Source organism: Methylobacterium crusticola (genome assembly GCF_003574465.1).
Classification (GTDB): Bacteria; Pseudomonadota; Alphaproteobacteria; order Rhizobiales; family Beijerinckiaceae; genus Methylobacterium; species Methylobacterium crusticola.
Genome location: NZ_QOWC01000008.1, coordinates 57,971 through 83,187 on the forward strand (window position 1 = coordinate 57,971; position 25,217 = coordinate 83,187).

The window sequence follows — 25,217 nt, forward strand, 5'->3', positions numbered from 1 at the left end:
GCCGCCATGAACTACCGCCACGCCTTCCACGCCGGCAACCACGCCGACGTGCTCAAGCACCTCGTCCTCGCCCGGGTGCTCGCCCATCTCCGGCGCAAGACCACCCCGTTCCGGGCGATCGACACCCATGCGGGCCTCGGCTTCTACGACCTCGCGGGCGAGGAGGCCGGGCGCACGGGCGAGTGGCGCGCGGGCTGGGGCCGCCTCGGGCCGCCCTTCGCGGACGCCGTCGAGGCGGTGCTCGCGCCCTACCGCGACGCGGTCGCGGCCGTGCGGGCGCGACACGGGCCGGAGGTCTACCCGGGCTCGCCGGCCCTGATCCGCGAGTTCCTGCGGCCGGGCGACCAGGGCGTGTTCGTGGAACTGCACCCGGCGGACGGCGCGGTCCTGCGCGAGCGCTACAACCGCGATCCCCGCACCAAGGTGCTCGACCTCGACGGCTGGACCGCCCTCCCGGCCCTCATCCCCCCGAAGGAGCGCCGGGGCCTCGTGCTGATCGACCCGCCCTACGAGGTGCCGGGCGAGATCGAGCGCCTCGGGCGCGGCCTCCTGAAGGCCGTCGCGAAGTGGCCGACCGGCACCTACCTCGCCTGGTACCCGATCAAGGACGCGGGCGCGGTCGACCGCCTGGCGGCCGGCCTCGACGCCGCCCTCCCCCGCCCGGCCCTGCGCCTCGACCTCCTGGTGGAGCGGCCCGACGGGGCGCGCCTCGCCGGCAGCGGAATGATCGTGGTCAACCCGCCCTGGACCCTGCGCGAGGAGGCGGACCTCGTCCTCCCGGCCCTCGCCGAACGCCTGGCGCTCGCCGATTACGGGGCGTTCCGCTGCGCCCCGATCGGGCCGGAGGCCTGAGGGCGCCGCCCTCAGGCCTCCGGGCGGGCACCGCCCCTCAGGCCGCGACGCGCCCGTCGAGGGGGAAGACCTTGGCGGGGTTCATGAGCCAGCCCGGGTCGAACACCGCCCGCACCCGCATCTGCTGGTGCAGGTCGGCCGGCGCGTACTGGTAGCTCATCAGGTCGCGCTTCTCGATGCCGACGCCGTGCTCGCCCGTGAGGCAGCCGCCGACCTCGACGCAGAGCTTCAGCATCTCCTCGCCGGCGGCCTCCGCCTTCTCCATCTCGCCCGGCTTGTTGATGTCGAACAGGATCAGGGGGTGGAGGTTGCCGTCGCCGGCGTGGAAGACGTTGGCGCAGCGCAGGCCGTAGGCCGCCGTGATGGCGCCGATGCGCTCGAGCACGGGGGCGAGCTGCCCGGTCGGGATGGTGCCGTCCATGCAGATGTAGTCCGAGATCCGCCCGGTGGCCCCGAAGGCCGACTTGCGGCCCTTCCAGATCGCCGCGCTCTCGGCCTCGGATTGCGACACCTTCAGGCTCGTCGGCGCGAACGGCCGCGCGATCTCGACGATGCGGGCCAGCATGGCGTCGCATTCCTGCGGGCTGCCCTCGACCTCGATGATCAGCATCGCCTCGGCGTCGAGGGGATAGCCCGCGTGCGCGAAGGCCTCGCAGATCGCGATCGCCTCGCGGTCCATGTACTCGATCGCCACCGGGATGATGCCGGCGCCGATGATCGCCGCCGTGCAGGCGCCGGCGGCCTCGACCGAGCCGAAGCCCATCAGCGCCGGCCGCGCGCCCTCGGCGGCCCGCAGGATCCGCACCGTCGCCTCGGTGACGACGCCGAGCTGGCCCTCGGAGCCGCAGATCAGCCCGAGCAGGTCGTAGCCCGCGGCATCCAGGTGGTCGCCGCCGATCTCCACCACGGTGCCGTCGATCAGGACGAGCGTGACACCCATCAGGTTGTTGGTGGTGACCCCGTACTTGAGGCAGTGGGCGCCCCCGGAATTCATCGCGATGTTGCCCGCGATGGTGCAGGCGAGCTGGCTCGACGGGTCGGGCGCGTAGAAGAAGCCCTCGTGCGCCACCGCCCCGCTGATCGCCAGGTTGGTGATGCCGGACTGCACCCGGGCGGTGCGGTTGGCGAAGTCGAGGGCGAGCACCTGGTTCATCTTGGCGACGCCGAGGATGACCGCGTCCTCCTGCGCGATGGCGCCGCCGGCGAGCGAGGTGCCGGCGCCCCGCGGCACGACCCGGACGCCGTTCTCGTGGCAGTAGCGCAGGACCGCCGAGACCTCGGCGGTCGTCGAGGGCAGCACCACGGCGAGGGGCATCCGGCGGTAGGCGGTGAGGCCGTCGGTCTCGAACGCCCGTCGCTCGTCCTCGCTCGTTACCAGGGCCTCGGGCGCGACGAGGCCCCGGAGCCCCGCCACGATCGCGTCCCGGCGGGCCAGGATCGCGGGGTCCGGAGACGGGAAGGCGATCGCCATGGCGTTTCCTCGAAGGCTCGGGAGCGCTCCGGGCGGGCGCACCGCCGGGGAGGCTCCCGCTCGTGTCGGGTCTCCGGTCGGCTATATCCGAGCCGGCCCGGGGATGCACGCGCCCGCCGGCACCCTCCTGCACCTTGGTCCGATTGCGTGGAGGGGCCGGCAGAGCTTCTTTTCGCCGCACGTGCCGGGCCGGGTTCGTCGGCGTTTTTCAATTTACCAGTTCTAAAGCTGAACCATATCGAAACAGGCCCTCGAACGAGGCCTCAGGAGGGAACCTCATGCGTCAGCTCATCCTCGGTGCCGCCTTCGCGGCGCTCATGCCCCTCGCCGCCCAGGCCCAGGACGCCGCGGCGGGCGAGAAGGTCTTCGCGCCGTGCAAGGCCTGCCACGCCTTCGGGAAGAACGGCGTCGGCCCGGACCTCAAGGGCGTCATCGGCCGCAAGGCCGGCACCCACGAAGCCTACAACTACTCGGCCGCCATGAAGAATTCCGGCCTGACCTGGGACGAGGCGACCTTCAAGGACTACATCCACGACCCCAAGGCCAAGGTGCAGGGCACCAAGATGATCTTCGCGGGCATCAAGGACGACAAGAAGGTGGCCGACCTCATCGCCTACCTCGAGACGCAGAAGTAGGCGCGCGGCCGTCCCCGGTCCTGGGGCCCCCGGCGCGCGGCGCCGGGGGCCCCTCGTGTTTCTGGCGGGGCCAGCCGGCCGGCCGGGCGCGGCGCCGGAGCGTCTTCTCGACGAAGCGGATGCCGGTTCGTCGCGCAGACCGCGGCGAGGTCAGGAACCTGGAGCGGCGCCCGGGCGCAGCGTGACCGGGTGCCGCCCTAGGCGCCCGCCTGCCGGCCGGGCGCGGCCGGCTGTCCGCTCTCGCCGAGCCGGACGAGGCGCAGCGCCGTGATGCGGTTGCGGCTCTTGCGCAGCACCAGGAAGCGGAAGCCGTGGAAGTGGAAGGCCTGGCCCGCATCCGGGATCGCCCTGGCCTCGTGGATCACCAGGCCGGCGACGGTCGTGGCCTCGCCGTCCGGCAGGCTCCAGTCCATGGCGCGGTTGAGGTCGCGGATCGGCACCGCGCCGTCCACCGTGACCGAGCCGTCGCCCTGCGGCCGCACGCCCTGGACCGCGACGTCGTGCTCGTCCGAGATGTCGCCGACGATCTCCTCCAGGATGTCCTCCAGGGTGACGAGGCCCATCACCTCGCCGTACTCGTCCACCACCAGGGCGAAGTGCGTCTTCCTGGTCAGGAACGCCTTGAGCTGGTCGCGCAGGGAGGTGGTGTCGGGCACGAACCAGCTCTCGAGGGCGATCGCCTCGATGGTGAGCTGGCCCGGGTCGCCCCCGACCGCGTCGAGGGCGCGCAGCAGGTCCTTGGCGTGCAGCACGCCGACGATGTTCTCGGGCGAGCCGCGCCAGAGCGGCAGGCGGGTGTAGGGCGAGGCCAGCACCTCGCGCACGATCGCCTCCGGGGCGAGGTCCGCGTCGATGGCGCGCATCTTGGTGCGGTGGACCATCACCTCCGAGACGGTGAGCTCGGTCAGGTCGAGCAGGCCCCCCAGCATGTCGCGCTCGGCCTTGGCGACGCCGCCCTCCCGCTGCAGCAGCGCCATCTGGTCGCGGATCTCCTCCCGGGGCGTGAGCGCGGAGGGCGCCTCGGCGAGGCGGACGCCGACGCGGCGCAGCACCTCCCGCACGGCCCGCTCGGCGAGGAGCGCCGGGGGCCCGAGCAGGGCCGTCGCCACGAGGGCGGGCCGCGCCGCCAGGAGCGCGGCCCGCTCCGGGGCGGCGAGCGCGAGCGTCCGCGGCACCACCTCGGCGAGCCCGACCAGGACGGGAAGCAGCGCCAGGGCGGAGAGCACGCCCGCCTTGCCGAACAGGGTCGCGAGCACGCCCGTGGTGAACACCGCGGCCCCGGCCATCACGAGGGTGCGGCCGAGCAGCATCGCGCCGAGGAAGCGCTCGCGGGCGGCCAGGATGCGGTTGACCAGGCGGGCGCGGACGTCCCCGGCATCCTCCAGCGCCGCGAGGCGGGCCCGCGAGGCCGCGGTGAGCGCGGTCTCGGTGCCGGCGAAGAACGCCGACAGCACCAGCGCGATCGCCACGATGCCGGCCGAGAGCCAGAGGTCCTGTGTCGTATCCATGCGCCTCGCGCCACCCGGGAGGCCGCGGCCTCGGCGGGAGGGCTCGCCGGCAGCCCTCCCGGCTCACGTCTCACGAAAAAACCCGCCCCCGGGACCTGCGCCGCGGGACCCCCTCAGCCGAGCTCGTCGCGCAGGAAGTCCCGTACCGCCGCCGGCGCGATGCCGGGCGCGATGAAGCTCTTCCCGATCCCGTGGGCGAGGATGAAGGTGAGCGCCCCGTCCCGGACCTTCTTGTCCTGGCGCATGGCCTCGAGGAGCTGGTCGGCGTCGCCGCAGCCGCCCGGGACCTGGGCGAGCGTGGTCGGCAGGCCGGCGAGCGCGAGGTGGTTGGCGACGCGGCCCGCATCCTGGCCCGGGCAGAGCCCGAGCCGGGCCGAGAACCGGAAGGCGAGGGAGAGCCCGATGGCGACGGCCTCGCCGTGGACGAGGCGGGCCGCATCGTAGGCGGTCAGGCGCTCGAGGGCGTGCGCGAAGGTGTGGCCGAGGTTGAGCAGCGCCCGCTCGCCGTCCTCGCGCTCGTCGCGCACCACCACGGCGGCCTTGGCGCGGCAGCAGGCCGCCACGGCCGCCTCGCGGGCCGGGCCGCCGGCGAAGATCTCGGGGAAGCGGGCCTCGCACCAGGCGAAGAAGGGGGCGTCGCCGATCAGCCCGTACTTCGCCACCTCGGCGTAGCCGGCGCGCATCTCCCGGGGCGAGAGGGTGTCGAGGGACGCGGTGTCGGCGACGACGAGGCTCGGCTGGTGGAAGGCCCCGACGAGGTTCTTGCCGAAGCCCGAGTTGATCCCGGTCTTGCCGCCGACGGAGGAATCGACCTGGGCGAGCAGGCTGGTCGGGGCCTGGACGAAGCGCACGCCCCGGCGCAGCACCGCCGCCGCGAAGCCCGCGAGGTCGCCCACCACCCCGCCGCCGAGGGCGAGGACGAGGTCGCCGCGCTCGATGCGGTGGCCGATGAGGCCGTCGCAGACCTCCGCGAAGGCCGCGTAGCTCTTGGAGCCCTCGCCGGGCGGGACCGTGACGAGGGCGGTGCGCAGGCCGGCCGCGCCGAGGGAATCCCGCACCGCCGCGCCGTAGAGGCCGGCCACGCGCGTGTCGCTGACCACCGCCACGGCCCGGGCGCCGAGCCCGGCGACGCGCTCGCCGATCCCCGCGAGGAGGCCGCGTCCCACCACGATGTCGTAGGCGCGCCCGCCCGACAGGGGTACGCGGACGGTCTCGGGCGCGCCGGCGCTCTCTGGCACGCCGGCGCTCTCGGGCGCGCCGGCGCGCCCGGGCTCCCGTGCCGGCGCGGTGCCGCCGGGCGGCGCCCCGGCGCTCATTGGGCCGCGACGCCCTGGATCTCGGGGCCCGGCGCGGAGGCCTCCGCGCCGCCGGGCAGGCCGGGGACGCGGAGACGGGCGTCGAGGGCGTCGAGGACCTCCTGCACCACCCGGTCGTGGGAGACGTCGCGGGAGACCACCATCACGTCCGCGCCGCCGTAGACGGGGTGGCGCACATCCATGAGCCGGCGCATGGTGCCCTCGGGATCCTCGTTCTGCAGGAGCGGCCGGCCGGGGCGCTTGCGCACCCGGCGCATCAGCACGTCGAGGTCGGCCTTGAGCCAGATCGAGAGGCCGGCCTCGCCGATGCGGCGGCGGGTCTCGGGCCTCATGAAGGCGCCGCCGCCCGTGGCCAGCACCAGCGGCCCCTCGCGCAGGAGGCGCGCGATCACCCGCTCCTCGCCGTCGCGGAAGCTCGCCTCGCCGTAGATCGCGAAGATGTCCGGGATGGTGAGGCCGGCCGCGGCCTCGATCTCGTGGTCGGCGTCCTTGAAGATCAGCCCGAGGCGGCCCGCCAGGCGCTTGCCCACCGTGCTCTTGCCCGCGCCCATCAGCCCGACGAGCACGATCGAGCGCAGGCCGAGGCCGCGGCGGACGCGCGTTTCGATCGATTCTCCCGTGGCCTGGCGCTCATTCATGCGGCGTTCTTAGCCTGATTTCCGTGCGGCGCGAAACGGCGGAAATCGCCCGGGCCACGGCGCCCGCGCAACAGCACCCGGCATTCTGCCGCCCCCTGCCTCGCCGACCTTGCCTTGCGGGCGGCCGCATGGTCGAACCGACCGGAACGACCGCGCCGGGCGCCATCGCTCCGCCCGTCCTCAAGCGTCTCCGAGGCCCGCCCGACTTGCCGACCCTCTTCCGCTTCCTGGCCGTCGTGGCGGTCCTGGCCGGGCTCGCCCTCGCGGCGCTGTTCGTGCTCGCCACCTTCGTCGAGCCGACGCCGCGGGACATCACCGTCACCATCCCGAACACGAAGCTGCAACCCAAGTGAGCACCCTGGCCCCGGCCGGCCTCGCGCAGTCGTTCCTCGACATGCTGGCGGCCGAGCGGGGCGCCGCCGCCAACACGCTCGCGGCCTACCGGCGCGACCTCGACGACTACCTCGCCTACCTGTCGGCACGGGGGGCCGACCCGGCCGCGATCGAGGCCCCGGCGGTGCGCGGCTACCTCGTCGACCTCGAGGCCCGCGGCCTCAAGGCCGCCTCGGCGGCCCGCCGGCTCTCCTGCGTGCGCGGCTTCCACCGCTTCCTGTACGCCGAGGGGCTGTCCGAGACCGACCCGACCGCCCCGGTCGCCGGTCCCAAGAAGGGGCGCGGCCTGCCCAAGGTGCTCTCGGAGGCGGAGGTCGACCGGCTGCTCGCGGTCGCCAAGGAGGCGGCGGTCCGGGCGCCGACGCCCGGCGAGGCGGCCCGGGCCGCCCGGATGCTCTGCCTGATCGAGCTCCTGTACGCCACGGGGCTGCGCGTCTCGGAGCTGGTGGCGCTGCCCCGGGCCGCGGGCCTCACCCGCGAGCGCTTCCTGGTGGTGCGGGGCAAGGGCGGCCGCGAGCGGCTGGTGCCGCTGACCGAGGTGGCCCGCACCGCGATGGCGGCCCACCTCGCCGCCTCGGCCGCGCCCGGGCCGTGGCTGTTCCCGGCCGAGAGCGAGAGCGGCCACCTCACGCGGCAGGCCTTCGCCCGCGACCTCAAGCTGCTCGCCGCCGCCGCCGGGATCCGGGCCGACCGGGTCAGCCCGCACGTGCTGCGCCACGCCTTCGCGAGCCACCTGCTCCAGAACGGGGCCGACCTGCGGGTGGTGCAGGAGCTGCTCGGCCACGCCGACATCTCGACGACCCAGATCTACACCCACGTGCTGGACGAGCGCCTGAAGGACATGGTGCGCGACCTGCACCCGCTGGCGGACGCCTGAGGGACGGCGCCGGGGCGGGGCGCCGCGTCGCGCCGCCAAGTGACCGGCCGCCAAGTGACCGGCCGCCAAGTGACTGGCCACCAAGTGGCTGGCCGCCGAGCCGTTCCGCGGGTGAACGATCCGCCCGCGTCTTCGTTGGGGGCCGAGACCCGCACCCCGCACGGAGCTGCCGCCATGTCCCACGCCCACAAGCCTCTCGACCAGCAGGTGATCGTGATCACCGGGGCGTCGAGCGGCATCGGCCTCGCCACCGCCCGCATGGCGGCGCGGGCCGGCGCCAGGGTGGTGCTGTCCTCCCGCAACGGCGAGGCCCTGGCGACGATCCAGGAGGAGATCGAGCGGGCCGGCGGCGAGGCCGCCCACGCGGTGGCCGATGTCGGCCGGCGCGAGGACGTGCAGTCCATCGCCGACAAGGCGGTCGCGCGCTTCGGCGGCTTCGACACCTGGGTGAACGACGCCGGCGTCTCGATCTACGGCCGCCTGGAGCAGGTCAGCGACGAGGACCACGAGCGCCTGTTCCAGACCAACTTCTGGGGCGTGGTCTACGGCTCGCTGGTGGCGGCCCCGCACCTGCGCCGGCGCGGCGGCGCGATCATCAACCTCGGCAGCATCGCGTCCGACCTCGCGATCCCGCTCCAGGGCATGTACTCGGCGAGCAAGCACGCGATCCGGGGCTTCAGCGACGCCCTGCGCATGGAGCTGGAGCAGGACGGCGCCCCGGTCTCGGTCACCCTGATCAAGCCGGCCGCGATCGACACCCCGTTCCCGCAGCACGCGAAGAACTACACCGACCGCGAGCCGAAGCTGCCGCCGCCGGTCTACCACCCGGACGAGGTCGCGCACGCGATCCTGCACGCCGCGGTCCACCCGCAGCGCGAGATCGTCGTGGGCGGCGGCGGACGGGCCATGACCGGCTTCAAGTCGCTGGCACCCGAGACCTTCGACCGGCTCGGCGCGATGATGGCCGGCCAGCAGATGCGCCAGGAGCCGCCCCGGGATCCCGAGGGCGCCCTCCACCGCCCCGGCCAGGACGGGCAGGTGCGCGGGGACCATCCGGGCTACGTGCGCCGCACCAGCACCTACACCCGCGCGAGCCTGCACCCCCTCGCCACGGGCGCCGTGATGGCGGGCGTCGGCCTCGCGGCCGCGGCCCTGATGAAGCGCCGCGCCTGACGCGGGCCGGGAGGGCGCGCGGGCCGCCCTCCCGGTCCTCGGCGCGTCAGAACAGGTGGAAGGCGTGGGGGGCGAAGAGGCCGACCGCCAGCATCGCCACGCCCGCCACGCCGAGGGCGCCCCCCGCGAAGGCGAGGGCGGCGATCCCGGTGATGACCTGGGCGGAGGCCAGCACGATGCCGATCTGGAACGCCGCCGACCCGAGCTCGTAATGGTGGTAGCGCGCGAGCGAGAGGTCGCGCTTCACCTCCGCGGCCTTGGCCTTGGCGGCGAGCTCCTTGCGGCCCTCGCCGGTCGCGGGCTCGGAATCCCAGCGCGCCATGGTCTTGCTCCACTCCTCGAGCTGCTTCTTCACCGCCTCGGGGGCGGCGCCCGGCGGGTCGAGGGCGAGCTGCTCGGAGGCGGTCTTCAGGACGGTGCTGCGGATCGTGCGGGCCTGGAAGTAGGCCCAGAGGTTCGATGCCTCGACGTTCGCCCCGAGCGCGTCCGTCTGCGCGCTCTTCGCCAGCGTCTCGCCGAGGGCGAGGAACAGCGCCAGCACCGAGATCAACAGCGCGATCTTCTTGTTGGAGCCCTCGACGGCCCCGTGTCCACCCGACATCGCATTCTCCCCTTGCGACAGCGCCGCCTTCATAACCGCCGCCGGGGCAACCGCCAGCCCCTTCTTCGGGGTTGGGCGGCGCGCCGGCGCCCGGGGCCGCGGCGCGCGGCCGGGGGGCGGGGCGCCGCCCCTTCGGCGGGGGGACCGCCGCCCCTTGCGCCGATGCGCCGGAGCGGGCAGGCGGGACGCGCACGGAGACGCCCGCATGCCGCTACCCCGCCCCCTCGCCCTCCTCCCCGCGGCCGCCCTCGCCCTGCCCGGCGCGGCACGGGCCGAGGCCGCCGGGGCCCCGCCCTGGCCCGACACCTACCTGAGCCGCGTCGAGGCGACGGCGGTGGTGCAGAGCCTCAACGCGACGCTGCTGGCGAGCCGGAGCGCCACCGCCACCCTGGAGGGCTGGTGCGCCGCCCACGACATGGCGCAGACCCCGCGCCTCGTCGCCCGGCTGGTGCGGGACGTCGAGAAGCCGGCGACGGAGGACACCCGCAGGCGCCTCGCGGTCGGGCCGGAGGAGCCGCTGCGCTACCGCCGGGTGCGCCTCGCCTGCGGCGACCACGTCCTGTCGGAGGCCGACAATTGGTACGTGCCGGCCCGCCTGACGCCGGAGATGAACCGGGTCCTCGAGACCACCGACACGCCGTTCGGCCGCGCCGTGCAGGCCCTCGGGACGACCCGCCAGACCGTCGGCGCGGAGCCCCTCTGGCAGCCCCTGCCGGCGGGCTGGGAGCAGGCGCCCCCGCCGAAGGCGGCGTGCGGGCCGCTCGCGGTGCCGGAGCGGCTGTTCAGCCACCGGGCGGTGCTGTTCACCGCCGACCGGCAGCCCTTCTCGGAGGTGGTGGAGACCTACACGGCCGCGGTCCTGGATTTCCGCCGCGCCCCCCGGCCGGCCGATCCGGCCTGCCCGGGCGAGCCCTGAGCGCGCCGCGGGGCCGGCCGCGATGACGGCGGCCTTCCTGACCGAGGATGCGCGGGCGGCCCGTCGCCTCGCCGACGGAACGCCGTGTTTCGCGATCTCGAGGCCCGCGCGACCGAGGCGCACCTGCGCCGCCTGCGCGCGCCCGGCCGCGCCACCGCGGAGACGACCTCCCTCTACCCCGACCTGAAGCGGGTCAACGACCACCTCGTCGCGGGCGCCGCCTACCCGATCCTGGAGAGCCAGGGCGCGCTCCGGGCGAGCCGGCTGCGGGGGGAGTGACGCGGGGCCGGGCGCGCGCCCGGCGAGGGCCGGCGCGGACGGCCCCGCGCCCCGCGCCCGGCCGCTGTCGTCAGCGCTTGCGCGCCCGCGTCTTGGCGACCGGCTTGGCGACGACGTCCGACTGCGCACGCGCGAGCCGCATGGCCCGGAGGCGGGCGGTGTTCTCGTCCCGGGAGCGCTCCTGCGTCGCGAGATCCGCCCAAGCCTGCGCGGCCTGCTCGGCCTGCATCTGGGCGCGCGCCGCGCGGGTCTCGGCCTGTCCACGCGCGGTGCTGTCTTGGGTCGTCATGCGGTCATCCTTGTGCGAGGCGCCGGACGAGCGCCTCGGAAGCAGCGAGGCGCGGCGGGCACCTCGAAGCGTCGGTCCGGGACAGCCGCAAGCGCGCGGCCCACCCCCGTCGCCTCACGGACATATAGGGCGCAGCGCCGCGCTTTTCAGGACGCGCCGCGATCGCGGGCCCCCGGGCGGGAGCGCGCGCGCGCCGATCGTCGGTCGTCGGCCGTCAGTGCGGGGGCGGGTCGGTGTCCTGGGGCAGGGCCAGGGCCTCGGCGAACGGGTATTCCAGCACCACCTCGCCGCTCTCGTCGGTCACGACGAGGGACGCCGCCATCAGGCGCGCCTGGTTCTTCGGATCGCTCATCATCGCCCGGATGATGGCCCGCGAGGCCTCCCAGGCGTGGTCGGGGTCGCGCAACTCTTCCCCGTTGAGGTCGGTGATCACGTCGTCACCGATGTGGGTATTGAAGAAGTAGCGGGGCATGAGCATCCCTCCGGGCCGAGCATTCGCTCTACCTGCCCTGTCGCGCGCGCCGACTCCAGTCCCCTGCTCGGTCGATGCAATGGTAATGTCGACGCGTTTGCCCGTCTGAGGATCGAGAATGACGAGTCCCATCGGTAACTCCTACGCAACGCGCCCGCCCGCCCGGTCCGAGTGACTGCTCAACTTGTGGCCAAGATGTGACCCCGGCCAAATCTTAACATATGTCGGAGACCGGAGGCCGCGCGCGCGGGGCCGGCGGGGGGGCCTCAAAACCGTTGCGCGGGCGCCGGTTTTCGGATTGTCTCGTCGGGCCCGGCGCACGACGCAGGGTCTCCCCGGCCGGGGGAGCACCTGTCCCAGAGGAAGGCCCCTCCCCCCATGCTGTCGCGGTTCGGACGCTGGAGACGAAGACCGCCGCCGCTCACGCTCATCGGCGGGTTCGATCCGGTCTATTACCTGAGCACCTATCCGGACGTGGCGGCCCATGGCTGCGATCCTTGGCAGCATTACGACCTGATGGGATGGAAGGAGGGACGCGATCCCTCCGCCCAGTTCAGCACCCGGGGCTACCTCTCGGCCAATCCGGACGTCGCCCGGGCCGGAATCAACCCGCTGATCCACTACCGCAGCCACGGCCTCGGGGAGCGCCGGCGCGGCTGGCAGCACGCGCCCTGAGGCGGTCCCCGGCGCGGGCGCGGCTCAGCTCCCCCGGTAGGTGCTGTAGGCGTAGGGCGCGATCAGCAGCGGGACGTGGTAGTGGCCGAGGCCGGGCTCGATCGTGAAGCGCACCGGCACCTCGTCGAGGTAGCCGGGCCTCTCCGCCGCGGCGCCCGCGAAGTAGGCCCCGACCGCGAAGACGAGTTCGTAGGTGCCCGGCCGCATCGCCTCGCCGGCGAGGAGCGGCGCGTCGCAGCGCCCGTCGGCGTTGGTGACGGCCTGCGCCAGCTCCTCCCGCGCCCCCCCCGACAGGCGGGCGAGCCGCACCGTCACGCCGGTGGCGGGACGCCCGTGCGCGGTGTCGAGGACGTGGGTCGTCAGGCGTCGGGTCTCGGGTTGCGGCATCGTCGTGTCCCTGGCTGGAGCCCGGCTGCGCCGCCGGCCGGACGCCCGGCCCGGCGGCGATCCGGCGGACGGGGGGGCGCCGCCGTCGGAGGGCCGGTGCCGTTCTGCGGGACCCCGGCCCCGCCGGCAACCGCGCCCCGCGACTGCCGCGGGCCGCCCCGCCGCGCCGGGCTGGCGGAACGGCGCGTCCGCCGCGACCATGACGGCCCCCGCCTCGCCCTCCCGACCGATTCCGCGCCTCCCGGAGCCGCCCATGCCCTCGCTACTCCTGCGCAACGCCGACGTGCTCGTCACCATGGACGCGGAGCGCCGCGAGATCGCGGGCGGGGGCGTCTACGTCGAGGACAACCGGATCGTGGCGGTGGGGGCGCCCGACGCGCTGCCCGGGACGGCCGACGCGGTGATCGAGCTTGCCGGCCACGTGCTGCTGCCCGGGCTCGTGAACACCCACCACCACATGTACCAGACGCTCACCCGCGCGGTGCCGGCGGCGCAGGACGCGGACCTCTTCGGCTGGCTCCGGGCGCTCTACCCGATCTGGGCCCGGCTGACCCCCGAGATGGTCGGCGTCTCGACGCGGACCGCCATGGCCGAGCTGATGCTGTCGGGCTGCACCACGTCGAGCGACCACCTCTACGTCTTTCCGAACGGCTGCCGCCTCGACGACGCCATCGAGGCGGCGGACGCCATCGGCATGCGCTTCCACGCCGCCCGGGGGGCGATGAGCGTCGGCGAGAGCCAGGGCGGCCTGCCGCCCGACGGGCTGGTGGAGGACGAGGCCGCGATCCTCGCCGACACGCGCCGGCTGATCGAGCGCTGGCACGATCCCGCCCGGTTCGCGATGCGGCGGATCGTGGTGGCGCCCTGCTCGCCCTTCTCGGTCAGCCGCGGCCTGATGCGCGACGCCGCCGCCCTCGCGCGGGCCTACGGGGTCTCGCTCCACACCCACCTCGCGGAGAACCAGAGCGACGTCGAGTACAGCCGCGCGCAGTTCGGCATGTCGCCGGCGGAGTACGCCGCCGACCTCGGCTTCGTCGGCCACGACGTCTGGCACGCCCACTGCGTCAAGCTCGACGCCCCCGGCATCGCGCTGTTCGCCCGCACCGGCACCGGCGTCGCCCATTGCCCGTGCTCGAACATGCGCCTCGCATCCGGCATCGCGCCGGTGCCGCGGATGCGCCGCGCGGGCGTGGCGGTGGGGCTCGGGGTCGACGGCTCCGCCTCGAACGACGGCGGGACGCTCCTGGGCGAGGCCCGGCAGGCGATGCTGCTCGCCCGCGTCGGGCACGGCCCGGCGGCGATGACCGCCCGGGAGGCCCTGGAGGTCGCGACCCTCGGCGGCGCGCGGGTGCTCAACCGGGACGACATCGGGGCGCTCGCCCCCGGCATGGCGGCCGACCTCGTCGCCTTCGACCTCACGGGTCTCGAGACCGCGGGCGCCCTGCACGACCCGGTGGCGGCGCTGGTCTTCTGCGCGCCCCAGCGGGTCGCCCTGAGCGTGATCGACGGGCGCGTCGTGGTGCGGGAGGGCCGCCTCGTCACCCTCGACGCCCGGGCGCTCGCGGCGCGCCACAACGCGCTGGCGGCGCGCCTCGTGCGGGGCGAATCGTAAGGCGGGCCCCCGCGCGAGACGCAGCCGCTTGAGAGGCTCAGCCGCGCAGGAGGCTCAGCCGCGCGGGGGGGCTCAGCCGCGCGCGAGGGCGGCGAGCTTGGCCGCGTCGGGCTCCTGGCTCAGGGGATCGTCGCGGTAGCCGAACAGCTCGAAATCGTGCGCGTAGATGCGCCGGATCAGCGCCCTGGCGGAGGGATCGAGGCTCGCCACCCGCTCCCCCGCGCCGGTCCGGTTCATGGACCGGGCTCCGTCCGGGACGACCGGGGTCGCGAACGCGTGCGCCGCCACGACCGCCCAGTCCTCGGGGTAGCGCTCGACGCAGCCGACGTGCCGGAAAGCGATCTCCCGGAACGGCAGGACGCTCGTCAGCGGCTGCCAGTGGTGGTTCATCGAGGCCGGGTCCTGCCGGGTCAGGATCTCCAGGAACTCCATGTAGGTCGGAACCTCGGTCCTGTCCCAGCCGAAAGACGTGAAGAAGGCGTGCGAGTCCGGCGTGGTCGCGACCGACTCGTAGGCCGACAGGGAGCGCGCGTAGGGGTTGCGGACGAAGGTGAACATGTAGCGGTCCGGGGCGTCGAGGCTCGCGACGATCGTCGCGTGCGAATTGCACCAGGGCGAGTCCGCATCGTGCTGCCGCTGGTGGACGTAGGTCGTCCCGTCGAGGGGCGGGCAGCGCCCGAGCCCCGCCTCGATCTCCCAGAGCAGCGTCTTCGTGGTCGTGCAGGCACATTTCGGCGTGTACCAGTACGTGTAGTTCTCCTCCCTGGACGAGAGCGCGTGGTAGAGGGCGGGCGGCTCGACGTTCATCAATCCGAATCCTGGTTCCTGTCGACGAGTAGGCGCCGCGCCCGGCCGCGGGCGGCCGCCGGATCGCGGCGGGGCCGGCCTGCGGGCGCGCCGGTCACGGTGACCGCGCCCGCGGGGCCCTGCGGGCGCCCGGAGGCCTCACGCCGCCAGGGCCGCCAGGATCCGCGCCCAGCTGCGCGTCCCCTTGTGGAAGCTCTGGAGGTCGTACTTCTCGTTCGGCGAGTGCACCCGGTCGTCGTCGAGGCCGAAGCCGACCAGCAGGGTGTCGAGGCCGAGGCTGCGCTTGAAGTCACCGACGATCGGGATCGAGCCGCCCGAGCCGATGGTGACCGGCGCCCTGCCCCATTCCTGCGCGAGGGCGGCCTTGGCGGCGTTCAGGGCCGGCATGTCGAACGGCAGGGCGATCGCCCGCGAGCCCTTGTGGGTGACGATCTCCACCGAGCAATCCGCCGGGATGCGGGCCTGCACGAAGGCCCGGAAGCTCTCGGCCAGGGCCTCGGGGTCCTGGTCGTCGACGAGGCGGAACGAGATCTTGGCGCTCGCCCGCGCGGCGATCACCGTCTTGGTGCCCTCGCCCGTGTAGCCGCCGACGATGCCGTTGACGTCGCAGGTCGGGCGCGACTGGATCTGCTCGATCAGCATCCGGCCGCGCTCGCCCGCGGGCAGGCTCAGGCCCACGGTGCCGAGGAAGCTCTCGGGCGTCAGGTCGAGGTCGCGCCACTGCGCCAGCACCTCGGGCGGGGTGTCGCGCACGCCGTCGTAGAAGCCCGGCAGCGTCACGCGGCCGTCGGCATCGTGCAGGTCGGCGACGATGCGCGAGAGCACCCGGATCGGGTTGGCGGCCGCGCCCCCGAACAGGCCGGAATGCAGGTCGCGGTCGGCGCAGGTGACGAAGACCTCGAAGTAGGCGAGCCCGCGCAGGGACGAGGTGATGGCCGGGGTGTCGCGGTCCCACATGCCGGTGTCGCAGACGAGGGCGAGGTCGGCCTTCAGCGCGTCGCGGTTGGCCGCGACCCACTCGGGCAGGTGCTCCGAGCCGTTCTCCTCGGCGCCCTCGATCAGGATGGTGACGCCCACCGGCAGGTCGCCCTCGACCGCCTTCCAGGCCCGGCAGGCCTCGATGAAGGTCATCACCTGGCCCTTGTCGTCGCACGCGCCGCGGGCGCTGATCACCGTCCGGCCGTCGTCCAGCCTGGCCATGCGGGGCTCGAAGGGCGGCGTCTCCCAGAGGTCGAGGGGGTCGACCGGCTGCACGTCGTAATGGCCGTAGAACAGGACGTGCGGCGCGCCGGGCTTCTGGTGGTGGGCGAGCACGACGGGGTGGCCGCCGGTCTCGCTCAGGGACGCCTCGAAGCCGATCGCCGCGAGGTCGCCCCGCAGCCACTCCGCGGCGCGCCGGCACTCGGCCGCGTAGGCCGGATCGGTCGAGATCGACGGGATGCGCAGGAGGGCGAACAGGCGCTCGAGCGACCCGTCGAGGTCGCGGTCGATGTCGGCGAGGATGTGGTCAAGCGCGGCCATGCGGGGTCTCCGGGAACGGGGCTCCACGGGTTAGCCCAGCGCGGCGCGGACCAGAAGCCCGCGGGGCGGATGCGTCCGACCGGAATCGTGCCCTGCATGCATGCCCTGCGCGCAGGGGGAACGCGCGGCAACCCGGACGGGTTATCGGGTGGAATCGAGCGAGCGCCCGCCGCGTCGCCTCCCGCCGGGTGCCCGTCCGCCCCGGCCCCATCCAGGACCGAAACCCAGGCCCATGCTGAGCGAAAGCGGCACCTCCGCCCCACCCGATCCGGTCGCCATCACCCTCACGGTCAACGGCCAGGAGCGCCGGCTCCAGGTCGCGCCCTGGACGACGCTGCTCGACCTCCTGCGCGAGGAGCTCGACCTCACCGGCACCAAGAAGGGCTGCGACCACGGCCAGTGCGGCGCCTGCACGGTGATCGTGGACGGCCGCCGGGTGAATTCCTGCCTGGCGCTCGCCGTGGTCAAGGACGGGTCCAGCGTCACCACGGTCGAGGGCCTGTCGAGCGGCGGCCTGCACCCGGTCCAGGCCGCCTTCGTGGAGCGCGACGCCTTCCAGTGCGGCTACTGCACCCCCGGCCAGATCATGTCGGCGGTGGCCCTGATCGAGGAGGGCCGCGCCCGCACCCGCGAGGAGATCCGCGAGGCCATGAGCGGCAACCTCTGCCGCTGCGGCGCCTACACCAACATCGTCGACGCCATCGAGGACGTGCTGACGGCCCGGGCCGCGCCCGGACGGGAAGCCCGGCCGGCCCGGAGTGCCGCCGAATGAACAGGTTCGCCTACACCCGTGCCGGCACCGTGCGGGAGGCCGTGCAGGCCCTCGCGGCGGACCCGGCGGCCCAGCTCATCGCGGGCGGCACCAACCTCGTCGACCTGATGAAGTACAACGTCGCGCGGCCCGGCCGGCTCGTGGACATCAACCGCCTGCCCCTCGACGCGATCGGCGAGCACGAGGGCGGGCTGCGCATCGGCGCCCTGGTCCAGAACAGCACGGCCGCCGAGGACGACGCGGTCAAGGCCCGCTACCCGCTCCTCGCCAGCGCGATCCTGGCCGGGGCCTCGCCGCAGCTGCGCAACGCCGCCACCACCGGCGGCAACCTGCTCCAGCGCACGCGCTGCTACTATTTCTACGACGAGGGCACGCCCTGCAACAAGCGCGAGCCCGGCAGCGGCTGCCCGGCCATCACGGGCGTCAACCGCATCCACGCGATCCTCGGCGCCTCCGGGGCCTGCATCGCCACGCACCCCTCCGACATGTGCGTGGCCCTGGCGGCGCTCGAGGCGGTCGTGCAGGTCGAGGGGCCGGACGGCGCGCGCAGCATCCCGCTCGCCGAGTTCCACCGCCTGCCCGGCGACGCGCCGGAGCGCGACACCACGCTCGCGCACGGCGAGATCGTGCTCTCGGTCGACCTGCCGGCGGAGGACTTTTCCCGGCACTACACCTACCTGAAGCTGCGCGACCGGCTCTCCTACGCGTTCGCGCTGGTGTCGGTCGCCGCCGCCCTCGAGATGGACGGCGACACCATCCGGAGCGCGCGCCTCGCCCTCGGCGGCGTCGCCCACAAGCCCTGGCGCAACCCGGAGGCGGAGGCGCGGCTCCGGGGCCGGACCGCCACCCCGGAGGCCTTCCGGGAGGCCGCCGACCTGATCCTGGCCGAGGCCCGGCCCTACGCCCACAACGCGTTCAAGATCGAGCTGGCGCGGCGCGCCATCGTGCGGGGCCTCGGCCAGGCCGCCGCCGGCACGCCCCAGTCCCAGACCGACAAGCGCATCGCCTGAAGGGTTTGACGTTCCAGATGGCCACCACATCCCTCTACGTCGGCACCGCGCAGAGCCGGGTCGACGGCCCCGCCAAGGTGACGGGCGCCGCCAAGTACGCCGCCGAGTACACGGCGCCCGACCTCGCCTACGGCGTCGTCGTGTCGAGCGCGATCACGAAGGGGCGGATCACCGCCATCGACGCGGCGGCCGCCCAGGCGGTGCCGGGCGTGATCAAGGTCCTCACCCACGAGAACCGGCCCCGCACGGCCTGGCTCGACTACAATTACCGCGACCAGGTCGCCCCGCCCGGCTCGCCCTTCCGGGCGCTCGGCGGGCCCGAGATCGTCTACGGCGGCCAGCCTGTGGCCCTCGTGGTGGCGGAGAGCTTCGAGCTCGCCCGCTACGGCGCCTCGCTGGTGCGGGTCACCTACGCCGAGGACGTGCCGAACACCGATCTGGAGAAGAACCGGGAGGCGGCCTACGTGCCGCCGAAGAAGCGCTCCGGCATCAAGCCGCCGCCGGACCCGCGCGGCGACGCCGAGGGCGCCCTCGAGCGCGCGCCCGTGCGGGTGCGCCAGTCGTACAAGCAGGCGATGGAGCACCACAACCCGATGGAGCCGCACGCCTCGACGGTGGTGTGGCAGGGCGAGGGCAAGCTCACGGTCCACGACAAGATCCAGGGCGTGAACAACACCCAGGCCTACATCTGCAGCGTGTTCAACCTGAAGCCCGAGGACGTGCGGGTGATCTCGCCCTACATCGGCGGCGGCTTCGGCTCGGGCCTGCGCCCGCAGTACCAGCTGTTCCTCGCGGTCGCGGCGGCCCTCGACCTGAAGCGCTCGGTCCGGGTGGTGCTGACCCGCGACCAGATGTTCACCTTCGGCTACCGGCCCGAGACGCTCCAGACCGTGGCCCTCGGCGCCGACGCGGAGGGCCGGCTCCAGGCCCTGACGCACGACGCCATCGCGGGAACCTCGACCTTCGAGGACTACCAGGAGACGGTGGTCAACTGGTCGGGCCTGCTCTACCACTGCCCCAACGTCAGGCTCGACTACAAGCTCGCCAAGATCGACACCTACACGCCCGCCGACATGCGGGCGCCGGGCGCGGTCACGGGCGTGTACGCCCTCGAGGTGGCGATGGACGAGCTCGCCTACGCGACGGGCGTCGACCCGATGACGCTGCGCCTGCGCAACTACGCCGAGCGCGACGAGGGCGAGGGCAAGGACTTCACCTCGAAGGCCCTGCGCGCCTGCTACGAGGAGGGCGCGGCGCGCTTCGGCTGGGAGCGGCGCAGCATGGCGCCGCGCTCCATGCGGGAGGGCCGGGAGCTCGTCGGCTGGGGCATGGCGACCGGCGTCTGGGAAGCCTACATGATGAAGTCGAGCGCCAGCGCCCGGCTCACCCCCGACGGCCGGCTCGCGCTCGCCTGCTCCACCGCCGACCTCGGCACCGGCACCTACACCATCCTGACCCAGATCGGCGCGGACGCCCTCGGCCTGCCGATCGAGCGGGTCACGACCCGCCTCGGCGACACCGCCCTGCCGGAGGCCCCCCTGGCGGGCGGTTCCTGGACGGCGGCCTCCTCGGGGTCGGCGGTGCAGAGCGCCTGCCGCAGCGTGGCCGAGCAGGTCTTCGGCTTCGCGCGCCGGATGGACGATTCGCCGCTCGCCAACGCGGACTTCGCCCACGTCACCTTCGCGGGCGGCGAGATCCGGCTCGGGAGCGACCCGTCCCGCAAGGTCTCGCTCGCGGACGCGATCCGGGCCGGCGGCGTCGAGGCCGTGGAGGCGACCGAGACCGTCAAGCCGAGCATGCTCAACAACCTGCGCTACTCGGCCTACACCCACTCGGCGGTGTTCGTGGAGGTGAAGGTCGACGAGGATCTCGGCGTCGTGCGGGTGACCCGCGTGGTCAGCGCCGTCGCGGCCGGCCGGATCCTCAACCTGAAGACCGCGCGCAGCCAGATCATGGGCGGCGTCGTCATGGGGATCGGCGCGGCGCTGGAGGAGGAGTCGATGCTCGACCACACCCTCGGGCGGATCATGAACCACAATTTCGGCGAGTACCACGTGCCGGTGAACGCCGACATCCACGACATCGACGTCCTCTTCGTCGAGGAGCACGACGACAAGGTCAGCCCGATGGGCGTGAAGGGCCTCGGCGAGATCGGCATCGTGGGCGCGGCGGCCGCGGTGGCGAACGCGGTGTTCCACGCCACCGGCAAGCGGGTCCGGGAGCTGCCGATCACCATCGACAAGCTCCTCGGCTGATCCATCTCTCCGGGTCCGGGGGGCGAAGGGCGGGGCCGCCGGTCCCGCCCTTCGCGCGTCGCCACGGGAGCAGCGAGCCATGGACGTCAACAGCGTCACCGCCGGCGAGGTCGAGATCACCTACGAGGCCGGCGGGCCGGACGAGGGGCAGCCGATCCTGCTGCTGCACGGCTGGCCCGACGACCCGCGCACCTACGACGGCGTCGCCCCCCTGCTCCAGGCCGCGGGCTGGCGCACCATCGTGCCCTACCTGCGCGGCTGCGGCCCGACGCGCTTCGTCGCGCCCGAGCCCGCGCCGGCCGGGCAGGCGGCGGCGCTCGCCACCGACGTGCTCGCCTTCATGGACGGCCTGGGCTTCTCGCGCCTGCCCATCGTCGGGCACGATTGGGGCGCGCGCGTCGCCTACCTGATCGCGGCGGCCCGGCCCGAGCGCGCGGCCTCGATCGCGGCCCTCTCGGTGCCGTGGGCGCCCGGCCCCATGGGCGTGCCGCCGCTGCCGCAGGTGCGGGCGTTCTGGTACCAGTGGTTCATGAACACCGAGCCCGGCGCCGCCTTCGTGCGCGAGAACGGCGTCGCCTTCGCGCGCGAGCAATGGGCGGTCTGGAGCCCGCCCGGGCCCTGGTTCACCGACGAGACCTTCGCCCGGACCGCGTCCTCGTTCAGGAACCCCGACTGGGCCGCCGTGACCCTGCACTTCTACCGCTCGCGCTGGGGCGCTTCCGCCCCCGACCCGCGCTACGTCGCCCTCGAGGCCGCCGCCCTCGCGGCGCCGGGCATCAAGGTGCCGACCCTGGTGATCCACGGCGAGGCCGACGCCTGCCTGCTGCCCGACTCCTTCGAGGGCCAGGAGCGGCACTTCACCGGGCCCTACCGGCAGGTGCGGCTGGAGGGCGTCGGCCACTTCCCGACCCGGGAGGCGCCGAAGGCCGTGGCGGACGCGCTGCTGGCACATCTGGGGGAGGCCGGCGCCCATTGAGGCCTCGGGGCGCCCGGGGCGTCCGGTCCCGCCCGGGCGCCCCCCTTGTCCGTTTTCGTCCGCATCGCGTCCCGGGCCGGCCTTTCGGCGCCGGAGCAGGCGCCTATCCTGGCCCCGTTCCCACCCGCGAGTGCCCGTCCATGACCGCCAGCGACACCGCCCTCCTCGTCATCGACGCCCAGGAATCGTTCCGCCACCGGCCCTACTGGAGCGAGGCGGACCTGCCGCGCTTCCTCGACCGCACCCAGGCCCTCGTCGACGGCGCGGTGGCGCAGGGCGTGCCCGTGGTGCAGGTCTTCCACGTCGAGGAGAGCGGCCCGTTCGCGCCGGCCTCCGGGCTCGTCGCGACGCTCGCCCCCTTGCGCCTCGCCCCCGACGCGGTGTTCCGGAAGCGGCGGCACAGCGCGCTCGTCGGCAGCGGCCTCGACGTCTGGCTGACGCAGAACGGCATCCGCCGCCTCCTCGTCAGCGGCATCCGCACCGAGCAGTGCTGCGAGACCACGACCCGGCACGCCTCCGACCTCGGATTCGGGGTCGACTACGTCTCCGAGGCGACGCTGACCTTCGCGATGACCGACGCCGCCGGCCGGACCTGGAGCGCCGCCGAGATCAGGGCCCGCACGGAGCTCGTCCTCGCCGGGCGCTTCGCCCGCATCGCCACGGTGGCGGAGGCGCTCGCGGGCCCGCCGGCCCGCCTCGCCGCGTGAGCCAGGCGGGCACCCGGCGCATCCCGGTCGTGGTGGTGTGCCCGCCGCGCACGCTGCTCCTCGACGTGGCCGGCCCGGTCGAGGTGCTGCGCAAGGCGAACCTGGTCCAGTCCCGGGTGGCGTTCGACGTCGCGCATGTCGGGCCGCTCGCCCGCGTCACGAGCTCCGTCGGGCTCACCCTGGCGGAGCTCGCGCCCCTGCCCGACCCCCTGCCCGAGGGGGCCCTCGTGATCCTGTCCGGGACGGCCGAGGAGGTGCTGGGCGCGGACGCGCCCGTCACCCCGGCGGAGCGGGAGGCGCAGGCGCGGATCGTCGCCTGGCTACGGCGGGCGGTGCGGCCGGGGCACCGCCTGGTCTCGATCTGCTCGGGCGCGCTCCTCGCCGCGCGGGCCGGGCTCCTCGACGGCCACGCCTGCACGACGCACCACGCCTGCTGCGCCGAGCTCGCCGCCCTCGCGCCGGCCGCCCGGGTGCTGGAGGACCGGCTCTACGTGGAGGACGGCGAGCGCTTCACCAGCGCCGGCATCGCGGCGGGCATCGACCTGATGCTCCACCTCGTGACCCGCCTCGTCGACCCGGCCTGCGCGGTGGCGGTGGCGCGCTACCTCGTGGTCTACCTGCGCCGCGCCGGGGCCGACCCGCAGGTCTCGCCCTGGCTCGACGGGCGCAACCACCTCCACCCGGCCATCCACCGGGTGCAGGACGCCGTCAGCGCCGAGCCGGCCCGGGCCTGGACCCTCGAGGCGCTGGCCGACCTCGCGGGCACGAGCCCGCGCCACCTCTCGCGCCTGTTCAACCGCCACGCCGGGATGGGACTGCCGGCCTACGTCAACGGGCTGCGGGTGGCGCTGGCGCGCGACCTCCTGGCCCAGACCCGGCTCGACATGGAGCGGGTGGCCGAGCGGGCGGGCTTCGCCTCGCCGCGCCAGCTCCGGCGGGCCTGGGCCCGGGTCCACGACCGGCCGCCGAGCCGCCTGCGCGGAGCGGCGCGCTGACGGGGCCTCACTCCTCCTCGCCTGTCACCGCGACCACGCCCGGATGGGCGCGCAGCCGGGCGGCGATCTCCGCCACGCTCTGCCGCGACAGGCGCACGAAGGACACGGTGACCTCCTCGACGTCCGGGTCGCTCTGGCGGGCCACGAACTGCCGGACCCGGGAGAAGCGCTCGCCGGTGATCTGCTGGAGCACGTCGATCGAGACGGCGCCCTGCTTCGCGGTGAACCGGAGCGAGCGGGTCTGCATCCGCTCGCGAAAATGCTCTTCGATGGGCTTCACCCCGGCCAGGATGACGAGCACGATGACGGTCGCCGCGACCGCCGCGCCGTAGAGGCCGCCCCCGACCGCGAGGCCGATGGCGGCCACCGCCCACAGGCTCGCCGCGGTGGTGAGGCCGCGCACCACCTCGCCCCTGAGCAGGATCGTGCCGGCGCCGAGGAAGCCGATACCGGAGACGACCTGCGCGGCCATGCGCGAGGGGTCGAGCACCACGTGGCTGTCGCCGAGGACGTCGCCGAACCCGAAGGCCGACACGATCATGATCAGGCAGGCGCCGACGCTGACCAGCATGTGGGTGCGCAGCCCCGCCGCCCAGAGCAGCCGCTCGCGCTCGAGGCCGACGACGCTGCCCATCAGCGCCGCGAGCGTCAGCCGGATGACGATTTCCGTGTTGGTGAGCAACGAGGGCACTCCCGGCGTCGAGCCTGCGGGCGGCCGAGCTAAGCACCATTCGCCGGCGCGATCCACGGTCCGGCGAGAAAGACCACGGGAGATCAAGGCGATGCCGGCGGGCTCAGGGGGCCCGCCCGGGGCCGCGCCGCCTGCCGCCGCCGCCACGCCCGGCGCGGTCCCCGGGGGCCGGCGCCGAGGCGCTGCTCCCTGGCGGGAGTTGCTGCTCCCTGGCGGGAGTTGCTGCTCCCTGGCGGGAGGCGCTGCTCCCTGGCGGGCGACGGTGCCGACGCGGGATTGACGGGCCGTCCGCCGCCCGCTCCATATGGCTGCATGGCGGGCGCGGACCATGGCTGACGGCGGGGCGACGGGCGGCACGGCGACCGGGAGCCTGACCGACATCGCGGGCGTGCGGGTCGGCCACGCCGACGACGCCCGCCTGGCGAGCGGCGTCACCGCGATCCTGTTCGACGCGCCCGTGACCGCCGCGGTCGACGTGCGGGGCGGCGGGCCCGGCACCCGCGAGACCGACCTCCTCGACCCCGAGCGGACCGTCCAGGGCATCGACGCCCTCGTCCTCTCGGGCGGCTCGGCCTTCGGGCTCGACGCGGCCTCGGGGGTGACCGCGTGGCTCGCCGAGGCCGGGCGCGGCTTCGCGGTCGGCGCCGCGCGGGTGCCGATCGTGCCGGCGGCGATCCTGTTCGACCTCCTCAACGGCGGCGACAAGGCCTGGGGCCGCTTCGCGCCCTACCGCGACCTCGGCTACGCGGCGGCCGGGCGGGCGACGGCCGGGCCGGTGGCGCTCGGCTCGGTCGGGGCGGGCCTCGGGGCGCGCACTGCGACCCTCAAGGGCGGGCTCGGCAGCGCCGGCGCGGCGGCGGCCGGGACGGGCGCGCGGGTCGCCGCGCTCGCGGTGGTGAACGCGCTCGGGCGCGTGACGGTCGGCGACGGGCCGCATTTCTGGGCCGGGCCCTTCGAGGTCGGGGACGAGTTCGGCGGCTACGGCCCCGCTCCCCGCATCCCGCCCGACGCCTTCGCGTGGCCCGAGCGGCCGCTTCCCGGCGCCAACACCACGCTCGCGGTCGTGGCGACGGATGCGCGCCTGACCAAGGCCGAGGCCCGGCGCCTCGCCGTGATGGCGCAGGACGGCCTCGCCCGGGCGATCGTGCCCGCCCACACGCCCCTCGACGGCGACGTGGTCTTCGCGGTGGGGACGGGCGCGGTGCCGCTCGCCGATCCGCTGGACGGCCTCGCGCGGCTCGGCGACGAGGCCGCACGGGTGCTGGCCCGGGCGGTGGCCATCGGCGTCCACCGCGCCGCCGCCCTCCCGCTCCCGGGCGCGCAGGCGGCCTGGCGCGACCGCTTCGGGCCGGCCCGGCCCGGGGCGTCGTGAGCGCCGGCGCGCGCCCC

General features: G+C 74.6%; 25 protein-coding genes and 1 pseudogene. 16 read left to right on the forward strand and 10 right to left on the reverse strand.

Annotated elements, in window-relative coordinates:
• The first annotated feature begins 6 nt into the window (after positions 1 to 6).
• Positions 7 to 852: a 23S rRNA (adenine(2030)-N(6))-methyltransferase RlmJ gene (locus DT057_RS09475; protein WP_128561841.1), complete on the forward strand. Its 846-nt coding sequence runs from the start codon at positions 7 to 9 to the stop codon at positions 850 to 852.
• A gap of 37 nt (positions 853 to 889) precedes the next feature.
• On the opposite strand, the gene DT057_RS09480 is transcribed toward DT057_RS09475, so the two are convergent.
• Entirely contained in the window at positions 890 to 2,323 is a 1,434-nt protein-coding gene (locus tag DT057_RS09480) for an FAD-linked oxidase C-terminal domain-containing protein (RefSeq protein ID WP_128561842.1), read from the reverse strand.
• 278 nt (positions 2,324 to 2,601) lie between these two features.
• Here DT057_RS09480 and DT057_RS09485 point away from each other — a divergent pair, with 278 nt between their 5' ends.
• Positions 2,602 to 2,958: a c-type cytochrome gene (locus DT057_RS09485; protein ID WP_128561843.1), complete on the forward strand. Its 357-nt coding sequence runs from the start codon at positions 2,602 to 2,604 to the stop codon at positions 2,956 to 2,958.
• Between the two features lie 197 nt (positions 2,959 to 3,155).
• On the opposite strand, the gene DT057_RS09490 is transcribed toward DT057_RS09485, so the two are convergent.
• Positions 3,156 to 4,466, reverse strand: a complete 1,311-nt coding sequence (locus tag DT057_RS09490) for an HlyC/CorC family transporter (RefSeq protein ID WP_128561844.1) — start codon at positions 4,464 to 4,466, stop codon at positions 3,156 to 3,158.
• Positions 4,467 to 4,579: 113 nt separating this feature from the next.
• A pseudogene (aroB, locus tag DT057_RS37655) lies at positions 4,580 to 6,394 on the reverse strand (3-dehydroquinate synthase); the annotation flags it as partial.
• A 232-nt stretch (positions 6,395 to 6,626) separates the two neighbouring features.
• Here aroB and DT057_RS09505 point away from each other — a divergent pair.
• From DT057_RS09505 to DT057_RS09515, 3 genes are all read left to right on the forward strand, one after another.
• On the forward strand, positions 6,627 to 6,773 hold the full coding sequence (locus tag DT057_RS09505; protein ID WP_128561847.1) for a histidine kinase: 147 nt from the start codon (positions 6,627 to 6,629) through the stop codon (positions 6,771 to 6,773).
• Positions 6,770 to 7,690, forward strand: a complete 921-nt coding sequence (locus DT057_RS09510; protein ID WP_128561848.1) for a site-specific tyrosine recombinase XerD — start codon at positions 6,770 to 6,772, stop codon at positions 7,688 to 7,690. Before DT057_RS09505 ends, DT057_RS09510 begins: the two co-directional genes overlap by 4 nt.
• A 174-nt stretch (positions 7,691 to 7,864) precedes the next feature.
• A complete protein-coding gene (locus DT057_RS09515) occupies positions 7,865 to 8,863 on the forward strand; it encodes an SDR family oxidoreductase (protein ID WP_128561849.1) in 999 nt (332 codons plus the stop codon).
• 46 nt (positions 8,864 to 8,909) lie between these two features.
• Here DT057_RS09515 and DT057_RS09520 read toward each other — a convergent pair whose 3' ends face one another.
• Positions 8,910 to 9,464, reverse strand: a complete 555-nt coding sequence (locus tag DT057_RS09520; RefSeq protein WP_128561850.1) for a DUF4337 domain-containing protein — start codon at positions 9,462 to 9,464, stop codon at positions 8,910 to 8,912.
• A gap of 205 nt (positions 9,465 to 9,669) precedes the next feature.
• Between DT057_RS09520 and DT057_RS09525 the strand changes: the two genes are divergently transcribed.
• Together DT057_RS09525 and DT057_RS09530 are read left to right on the forward strand one after the other, a co-directional pair.
• A complete protein-coding gene (locus tag DT057_RS09525; protein WP_128561851.1) occupies positions 9,670 to 10,380 on the forward strand; it encodes a hypothetical protein in 711 nt (236 codons plus the stop codon).
• Positions 10,381 to 10,464: 84 nt separating this feature from the next.
• On the forward strand, positions 10,465 to 10,659 hold the full coding sequence (locus DT057_RS09530) for a hypothetical protein (RefSeq protein ID WP_128561852.1): 195 nt from the start codon (positions 10,465 to 10,467) through the stop codon (positions 10,657 to 10,659).
• A gap of 70 nt (positions 10,660 to 10,729) precedes the next feature.
• Here DT057_RS09530 and DT057_RS09535 read toward each other — a convergent pair whose 3' ends face one another.
• Together DT057_RS09535 and DT057_RS09540 are read right to left on the reverse strand one after the other, a co-directional pair.
• Positions 10,730 to 10,948 carry a hypothetical protein gene (locus DT057_RS09535; RefSeq protein WP_128561853.1) on the reverse strand — a complete coding sequence of 73 codons (219 nt, stop codon included), beginning with the start codon at positions 10,946 to 10,948 and terminating at the stop codon, positions 10,730 to 10,732.
• 214 nt (positions 10,949 to 11,162) lie between these two features.
• Entirely contained in the window at positions 11,163 to 11,420 is a 258-nt protein-coding gene (locus DT057_RS09540; RefSeq protein ID WP_128561854.1) for a DUF6894 family protein, read from the reverse strand.
• 378 nt (positions 11,421 to 11,798) lie between these two features.
• On the opposite strand from DT057_RS09540, the gene DT057_RS09545 reads away from it, so the two are divergent.
• The gene (locus DT057_RS09545; RefSeq protein ID WP_238313414.1) at positions 11,799 to 12,095 is read left to right on the forward strand and encodes a hypothetical protein; all 297 of its coding nucleotides are present in this window, start codon (positions 11,799 to 11,801) and stop codon (positions 12,093 to 12,095) included.
• Positions 12,096 to 12,119: 24 nt separating this feature from the next.
• On the opposite strand, the gene uraH is transcribed toward DT057_RS09545, so the two are convergent.
• A complete protein-coding gene (uraH, locus tag DT057_RS09550) occupies positions 12,120 to 12,482 on the reverse strand; it encodes a hydroxyisourate hydrolase (protein WP_128561855.1) in 363 nt (120 codons plus the stop codon).
• 253 nt (positions 12,483 to 12,735) lie between these two features.
• Between uraH and DT057_RS09560 the strand changes: the two genes are divergently transcribed.
• A complete protein-coding gene (locus tag DT057_RS09560) occupies positions 12,736 to 14,094 on the forward strand; it encodes an 8-oxoguanine deaminase (protein WP_128561856.1) in 1,359 nt (452 codons plus the stop codon).
• A 72-nt stretch (positions 14,095 to 14,166) separates the two neighbouring features.
• Here DT057_RS09560 and DT057_RS09565 read toward each other — a convergent pair whose 3' ends face one another.
• Positions 14,167 to 14,901, reverse strand: a complete 735-nt coding sequence (locus DT057_RS09565) for a sulfotransferase family 2 domain-containing protein (protein WP_128561857.1) — start codon at positions 14,899 to 14,901, stop codon at positions 14,167 to 14,169.
• Positions 14,902 to 15,039: 138 nt separating this feature from the next.
• A complete protein-coding gene (locus tag DT057_RS09570) occupies positions 15,040 to 16,422 on the reverse strand; it encodes a dipeptidase (protein ID WP_128561858.1) in 1,383 nt (460 codons plus the stop codon).
• A 232-nt stretch (positions 16,423 to 16,654) separates the two neighbouring features.
• On the opposite strand from DT057_RS09570, the gene DT057_RS09575 reads away from it, so the two are divergent.
• The 6 genes from DT057_RS09575 to DT057_RS09600 all read left to right on the forward strand — a co-directional run bounded on the left by DT057_RS09575 (position 16,655) and on the right by DT057_RS09600 (position 23,137).
• On the forward strand, positions 16,655 to 17,194 hold the full coding sequence (locus DT057_RS09575; protein ID WP_128561859.1) for a (2Fe-2S)-binding protein: 540 nt from the start codon (positions 16,655 to 16,657) through the stop codon (positions 17,192 to 17,194).
• The gene (locus tag DT057_RS09580; RefSeq protein ID WP_128561860.1) at positions 17,191 to 18,204 is read left to right on the forward strand and encodes an FAD binding domain-containing protein; all 1,014 of its coding nucleotides are present in this window, start codon (positions 17,191 to 17,193) and stop codon (positions 18,202 to 18,204) included. Before DT057_RS09575 ends, DT057_RS09580 begins: the two co-directional genes overlap by 4 nt.
• A gap of 17 nt (positions 18,205 to 18,221) precedes the next feature.
• Positions 18,222 to 20,459: a xanthine dehydrogenase family protein molybdopterin-binding subunit gene (locus DT057_RS09585; RefSeq protein WP_128561861.1), complete on the forward strand. Its 2,238-nt coding sequence runs from the start codon at positions 18,222 to 18,224 to the stop codon at positions 20,457 to 20,459.
• 79 nt (positions 20,460 to 20,538) lie between these two features.
• The gene (locus tag DT057_RS09590) at positions 20,539 to 21,435 is read left to right on the forward strand and encodes an alpha/beta fold hydrolase (protein WP_128561862.1); all 897 of its coding nucleotides are present in this window, start codon (positions 20,539 to 20,541) and stop codon (positions 21,433 to 21,435) included.
• 140 nt (positions 21,436 to 21,575) lie between these two features.
• Positions 21,576 to 22,142: an isochorismatase family protein gene (locus tag DT057_RS09595; RefSeq protein WP_128561863.1), complete on the forward strand. Its 567-nt coding sequence runs from the start codon at positions 21,576 to 21,578 to the stop codon at positions 22,140 to 22,142.
• Positions 22,139 to 23,137, forward strand: a complete 999-nt coding sequence (locus tag DT057_RS09600) for a GlxA family transcriptional regulator (RefSeq protein ID WP_128561864.1) — start codon at positions 22,139 to 22,141, stop codon at positions 23,135 to 23,137. The genes DT057_RS09595 and DT057_RS09600 overlap by 4 nt, the downstream gene beginning before the upstream one ends.
• Positions 23,138 to 23,144: 7 nt before the next feature.
• Here DT057_RS09600 and DT057_RS09605 read toward each other — a convergent pair whose 3' ends face one another.
• Positions 23,145 to 23,819, reverse strand: a complete 675-nt coding sequence (locus DT057_RS09605) for an MgtC/SapB family protein (protein ID WP_128561865.1) — start codon at positions 23,817 to 23,819, stop codon at positions 23,145 to 23,147.
• 337 nt (positions 23,820 to 24,156) lie between these two features.
• On the opposite strand from DT057_RS09605, the gene DT057_RS09610 reads away from it, so the two are divergent.
• The gene (locus DT057_RS09610) at positions 24,157 to 25,200 is read left to right on the forward strand and encodes a P1 family peptidase (RefSeq protein ID WP_128561866.1); all 1,044 of its coding nucleotides are present in this window, start codon (positions 24,157 to 24,159) and stop codon (positions 25,198 to 25,200) included.
• Positions 25,201 to 25,217: the final 17 nt, after the last annotated feature.